The following is a 5,563-nucleotide window of genomic DNA, read 5'->3' on the forward strand; positions in this document are numbered from 1 at the left end:
AGGGGCGCGGGGAACTGCGCGCCCAGCCACGACGCACGCGCACCCGAACCCGAACCCGAACCTGCACCCGAACCTGAAGCCGAAAGACGACCGCGGCGTCGCCATGCTGGAGTTCGCCGGATTCCTCCCCTTCCTCCTCGTCATCGGCATGGCCGCGATCCAGCTCGGCCTCGTCGGCTACGGCGCCAACCAGGCGGGCTCCGCGGCCCGCGCCGCGGCCCGCGCCGAGTCCCTCGAACCCGGGACGGGCCAGACCGCCGCCTCGGCCGGCGCCAGCGCCTGGCTGCACCCCACCGCGGCCGTCGGCCAGGGCGACACCGTCACGGCCACCGTCACCGTCCACGTGCCCGCGATCATCCCCCTCTTCGACGGGTGGGACCTGCACCGCACCGTGACCATGCCCAACGACAGGAGAGACCCGTGAGCCTGCGTTCCCGCGTCGTGGCCACGCAGAACGCCACCGGCAGCGGCGTCGAACCGGCCCGCGACGACAGCCTCGTCGCCGTCTACCGGGCCAAGCTCCTCGAGGAGATCGACCTCGCGGAGATGTCCTCGCTCGCCGCCCCCGAACGCCGCACCCGCCTCGAACGGGTCCTGGGCCACATCATCAGCCGCGAGGGCCCCGTCCTCAGCTCCTCCGAGCGCACCCAGCTGATCCGCCGGGTCGTCGACGAGGCGCTCGGCCTCGGCATCCTCGAACCGCTCCTCGCGGACGCCTCCATCACCGAGATCATGGTGAACGGCCCGGACGCCATCTTCGTCGAGCGGGCCGGCCGCGTGGAGCAGCTCCCGCTCCGCTTCGCCTCGTCCGAGCAGCTCATGCAGACCATCGAGCGCATCGTGTCGACGGTGAACCGCCGCGTGGACGAGTCCAACCCCATGGTCGACGCCCGCCTGCCCACCGGCGAGCGCGTCAACGTGATCATCCCGCCGCTCGCGCTGACCGGCGCCACCCTCACCATCCGCCGCTTCCCGCGCGCGTACAGCCTCACCGAACTCATCGAACTCGGCTCCCTCGACGAGCACATGCTGATGCTCCTCGCGGCCTGCGTCCGGGCCCGCTTCAACATCATCGTCAGCGGCGGCACCGGCTCGGGCAAGACGACCCTCCTCAACGCCCTCTCCGCGCTGATCCCGCCCCACGAGCGCATCATCACCATCGAGGACTCGGCCGAGCTCCAGCTCCAGCAGGAGCACGTGATCCGCCTCGAATCGCGGCCCCCGAACGTCGAGGGCAAGGGCCAGGTCACCATCCGCGACCTCGTGCGCAACAGCCTGCGCATGCGCCCCGACCGCATCATCGTCGGCGAGGTCCGCGGCGGCGAGACGCTCGACATGCTCCAGGCCATGTCCACCGGTCACGACGGCTCGCTCGCCACCGTCCACGCCAACACCGCCGAGGACGCCCTGACCCGCCTCCAGACACTGGGCTCGATGTCCGAGGTCGACGTCCCCTTCGAGGCGCTGCGCGACCAGATCAACTCGGCCGTCGACGTCATCGTCCAGCTCACCCGGCACGCCGACGGCTCACGACGCGTCACCGAGATCGCCCTGCTCGTCTCGCACGGCCGCGAACAGTTCACGATCAACACGGTCACCCGCTTCGCCGCCCAGCCCTTCGTCCCCACCGCCGGGGGCGAGCGCCGCGTGCACGGCTACTACGAGCATCTGCCCCTGCCGCGCCGGGTCGCCGACCGCCTCTACGTGGCGGGCGAGACCGTGCCGCCCGGCTTCGGGGTCGTCGAGGTCGCCGACGTCCGCAACACCAGGGAGGCCACCGGATGACCGCCCGCACCGCACCCGGAAGGGGACTCGCTCCGTGACGAACGCCGCCCTCATCGCGCTCGGCGCGACCGTCCTGGCCTGCCTGGTCGCCGTCGCCGGCGCCCACGTCTACGCCTCGGGGCGCGCCCAGCGCCGCACCCTGGAGGACCGCCTCGACGCCTACGGTCCCGGCGGCCCGGCCCTCCCCTCCGGCGCCCGCACCCGCCGCTTCACCGCCGTCGACCGCCGCGCACGCCGCACCCGCCTCGGCCGCGCCGTCCACCTGCGCCTGTCGACGACGGGCCTGGACCTGACCGCGGGCGAGTTCCTCGTCTACGTGACCGCGGTCGTCGCCGCCCTGTGGATCCTCGCCGCGACCACCCTCGCCCCATTCTTCGGCCCGATCGCGGGGGCCGTCGCGATCTGGGCGGCGGTCATCTTCCTCAACTGGCAGCGCCAGAAGCGCATCGAGGCCTTCATCAACCAACTCCCCGACGTGGCCCGCCTCCTCGCCAACGCCACCGCCGCGGGCCTCGCCCTGCGCACCGCCCTCGCGATGGCCGCCGAGGAGCTCGAAGCCCCCGCGGGCGAGGAACTCTCCCGCGTCTCGGACCAGTTGGCACTCGGCCGCTCCGTCGAGGACACCCTCGACGAACTCGCCGCGCGGCTGCCCTCCCGCGAACTCGTCGTCCTCGTCACCACCCTGGTCCTCTCCAACAAGGCGGGCGGCTCCGTCGTCTCGTCCCTGCGCAACCTCACCCAGACCCTCGAGGACCGCAAGGAGACCCGGCGCGAGATCCGCACCATGCTCTCCGAGGTCAACGCCACCGCCTTCACCGTCCCCCTGCTCGGCCTCGGCTCCCTCCTCCTGATCAACTCCTCGAACGACGGAGCCCTCGCCCGCGTGACCGGCTCCGGCATCGGACAGACCCTGATCCTCGTCTCCCTCGGCCTCTACGCCATCGGCTTCTTCGTCATCCGCCGCCTCGGAAAGATCGAGGTCTGACCCGTGTCCACCACCGTCGTGGGACTGCTGCTCGCCCTGGCCGCGGGCCTCGCCGTGCTCGGCGTCCTCACCGGCATCCGCATGTACCGCGCCGAGGCCAAGGTCCCCAGCGACCTCGCTCTCGCCCTGGAGGTCGGCGCCACCCGCGTCTCCGCGGCGGGCTCGGCGGTCGACCGCCTCGGCATGCGCTTCGCCCCCCTCGTCCTGCGCCTCATGGGCCCGCGCCGCGTCGACGCCAAACGCCGCCGCATCGACATGGCCGGCAACCCCGGCGGCCTGACCATCGACCGCTACGCCGCCCGCCGCGCCGTGTACGGGGCCTTCGGCGTCCTCATGGCCCTGGTCTTCCTCAAGAACGGGAACCTGCTCCTCGCCCTGCTCACCCTGGCCTTCGGCGCCCTCGCCGCCGACGCCCTGATCTGGCAGGCGACCCGCGAACGCAAGGAGGTCATCGACCGGACCCTCCCCGACTTCCTCGACGTCCTCGCCGTGGTCGTCTCCGCGGGCCTCGGCTTCCGTCAGGCCCTGGACCGCGTCGCGGAGAAGTACGAGGGGCCCTGGGCGGACGAACTCCGCATCACCCTGCGCCAGATGGACATGGGCGTCCCGCGCCGGCAGGCCTTCGACGAACTGCGCCGCCGCAACGCGTCCGAACAGGTCTCCCAGTTCGTCTCCGCGCTCCAGCAGGGCGAGGAACTGGGCTCGCCCATCGCGGACACACTCATCCAGCTCGCCACGGACATGCGCCGCACCGACGCGCAGAACTCCCGGCGCCGCGCCGCGAAGACGATCCCCAAGGCGACGATGGTCACCCTCGTCTTCATGCTCCCGGCCACGATGATCCTCATCGCGACGGGCATGTTCCTCGGCTCGGGCTCGAACTTCGGGTCGATCCTGGGACGGTGACCGACGCGCCCCGCGCGAGGGCCGACGGCGGTGCCCCGCGGTCCACCCCGGCCCGCGGAGGCAAGCGAGTGTCCCCACCCAACCGCGCCAGCTCCGCACGCACCCGGGCGACCATGCGCGCGGGCCGGCGGAACACTTCGACGGCGGTGAAACGCAGCAGGGCCCGGACCTCCGGACAGCCCTGGATCCGGTTGAACCGCTCGACATCGCGCCGATGCTGCTCGCGGCTCCCGTGATACGCGTACCCCTCGACCTCCACGGCCAGCCCCTCCTCCCGGAACAGGAAGTCGAGGAACACCCGCCGCCCGTCCCCGGTGTCGACCTCGGCCTGGCTCTCGGGGCGCAGCCCGGCATCGACCATGGCCAGCCGCGCCAGCGTCTCCGCGACCGACCCCGACCGCGGATCGACGAGCCCGAGCCACGCAACAGCCTCACCCCGCGCCCCCGGACGAGCCCGCACCGCCTCCTCCACCGCAGGCAGCCGAGTGAGAGCCCCCCGCCGTACCGGCCGGTCCCGCCCGACGGTCCGGCACGTCAGCGCCGACTCGACGGCGACCAGCCAGGCATCCCGGGGCATCCCGGAGAGCAGCAGATCAGCGAGGGTCCGGTCCGGGGACGTCACCAGCAGCCCGTGCCGCCGCGACACGTCACGCGGCCCCAGAACCGCCCGGTGAACCCGCAGCCCGTCGCGCCGCTTGCTGCGCTTGCGGCGCTCCGGATCGATGAACTCCGGAACGGCCGCGACCGCCCCCGGCATCTCGATCCGCCAGAGCACAGCGGCAGCGAGGTGACTGACGACGAGCCGAGCACACAGAGCCTGCTCGGCCCGCAGCCGCATCAGGAGATCGACCCGCCGCCCGGGCTCGGCCCAGACTCCGGCCACGACCCGCACCCAGCCGCTGCGCGCCAACTCCCGGTACAGCGCCCGATGCTGCCACCCGGCCCGCACCGCATGCGAGGCCACGAGCAGCCCCCGCTCGGCAAGACACGCCAGCGGAGCCGGCCCGTTGCCCTCGTTTCCGTCGTACATCCCCCAAGCGTGCCCGCGAACGGGCGGAGGCGCGGGAGGCTGTGGATAACTCGGGACGCGATGGGGCGGGGACGCGTCGAGTGGTGCCGTGGGCGGCGGCCCGTCGGCGGCCGACCGGACCGGTGGGGCTGAGGGTCCGTCGCACGCGACGGTGGGGTGGCAGAGGTGGTTCGAAGTCGGGCGCGGGCCGGTGGGCGCCCTTTCATGGATTGCGTGGCTGGTCTCCGGCGGATGGTTGCGCTACCTCCGCTTCTCTCGTCGTCAGCCGACTCCCCGTCCTGGGCGGGCTTTCGTCGGCTGAGGAGGAGGGGTGGAAGGAGCAGCGTCACCATCTTCGTCAAGCCCCTTCGGCCGTGCCCGCCACACCAGCCGACGGGTCGGGTGCGGCTATGTGTGGGGGAGAGGTGGGGAAAGGCGCAGCTACGGGGAGTGGGGTGCGCGGGTGGTCGGTCGGCTTGCGGCCGGTGGGGCGGGTGTGACTGCGGGGGTCACATGTGTCCCGCCCGTCTCGAGGCGGGAGGGGAGTGGAGCGTTTGTGACGTACTTGCGGAACCAGCCGGGGTAGGGGTGTCACAAGGGTTCCACTCGCCCGTCTCCACGGGGGCGCGGTCGGCCGACCGCCTCTGCACCGCTCCCCGTAGCTGCGCCTTTTCACCCTCACCCCACCGATAGCCGCACCCGACCCGTCGGCTGGTGCGGCGGGCACGCCCGAAGGGCCTCTACGGAGATGGTGACCTCGGCCGCTTCCACCCTCATCCTCAGCCGACGAAAGCCGGCCCAGGACGAAGGGTCGGCTGACGACGAGAGAAGCGGAGGTAGCGCAACCATCCGCCGGAGACCAGCCACGCAATCCATGA

General features: G+C 72.4%; 5 protein-coding genes. 4 read left to right on the forward strand and 1 reads right to left on the reverse strand.

What is annotated here, in order from left to right:
- The 4 genes from GTW43_RS18370 to GTW43_RS18385 all read left to right on the forward strand — a co-directional run.
- A partial coding sequence (locus GTW43_RS18370) for a TadE/TadG family type IV pilus assembly protein (protein WP_343246048.1) occupies positions 1 to 424 on the forward strand: 424 nt, incomplete at its 5' end.
- A gap of 17 nt (positions 425 to 441) precedes the next feature.
- Positions 442 to 1,785, forward strand: coding sequence for a CpaF family protein (locus GTW43_RS18375; RefSeq protein WP_161303108.1), 1,344 nt, complete (start codon positions 442 to 444; stop codon positions 1,783 to 1,785).
- 34 nt (positions 1,786 to 1,819) lie between these two features.
- Positions 1,820 to 2,770: a type II secretion system F family protein gene (locus tag GTW43_RS18380; RefSeq protein WP_161303105.1), complete on the forward strand. Its 951-nt coding sequence runs from the start codon at positions 1,820 to 1,822 to the stop codon at positions 2,768 to 2,770.
- Between the two features lie 3 nt (positions 2,771 to 2,773).
- The gene (locus tag GTW43_RS18385; protein ID WP_161303106.1) at positions 2,774 to 3,676 is read left to right on the forward strand and encodes a type II secretion system F family protein; all 903 of its coding nucleotides are present in this window, start codon (positions 2,774 to 2,776) and stop codon (positions 3,674 to 3,676) included.
- On the opposite strand, the gene GTW43_RS18390 is transcribed toward GTW43_RS18385, so the two are convergent.
- Complete coding sequence (locus GTW43_RS18390; RefSeq protein ID WP_202501611.1) at positions 3,615 to 4,706, reverse strand: hypothetical protein; 1,092 nt, start codon at positions 4,704 to 4,706, stop codon at positions 3,615 to 3,617. The genes GTW43_RS18385 and GTW43_RS18390 overlap by 62 nt on opposite strands.
- Positions 4,707 to 5,563: the final 857 nt, after the last annotated feature.

It is taken from the genome of Streptomyces sp. SID5785 (genome assembly GCF_009870065.1).
GTDB lineage: Bacteria > Actinomycetota > Actinomycetes > Streptomycetales > Streptomycetaceae > Streptomyces.

Excerpts from the sequence above, each read along its gene's own strand:
- GTW43_RS18390 (WP_202501611.1), bottom strand. The coding sequence starts at position 4,706 with ATGTACGACGGAAACGAGGGCAACGGGCCGGCTCCGCTGGCGTGTCTT.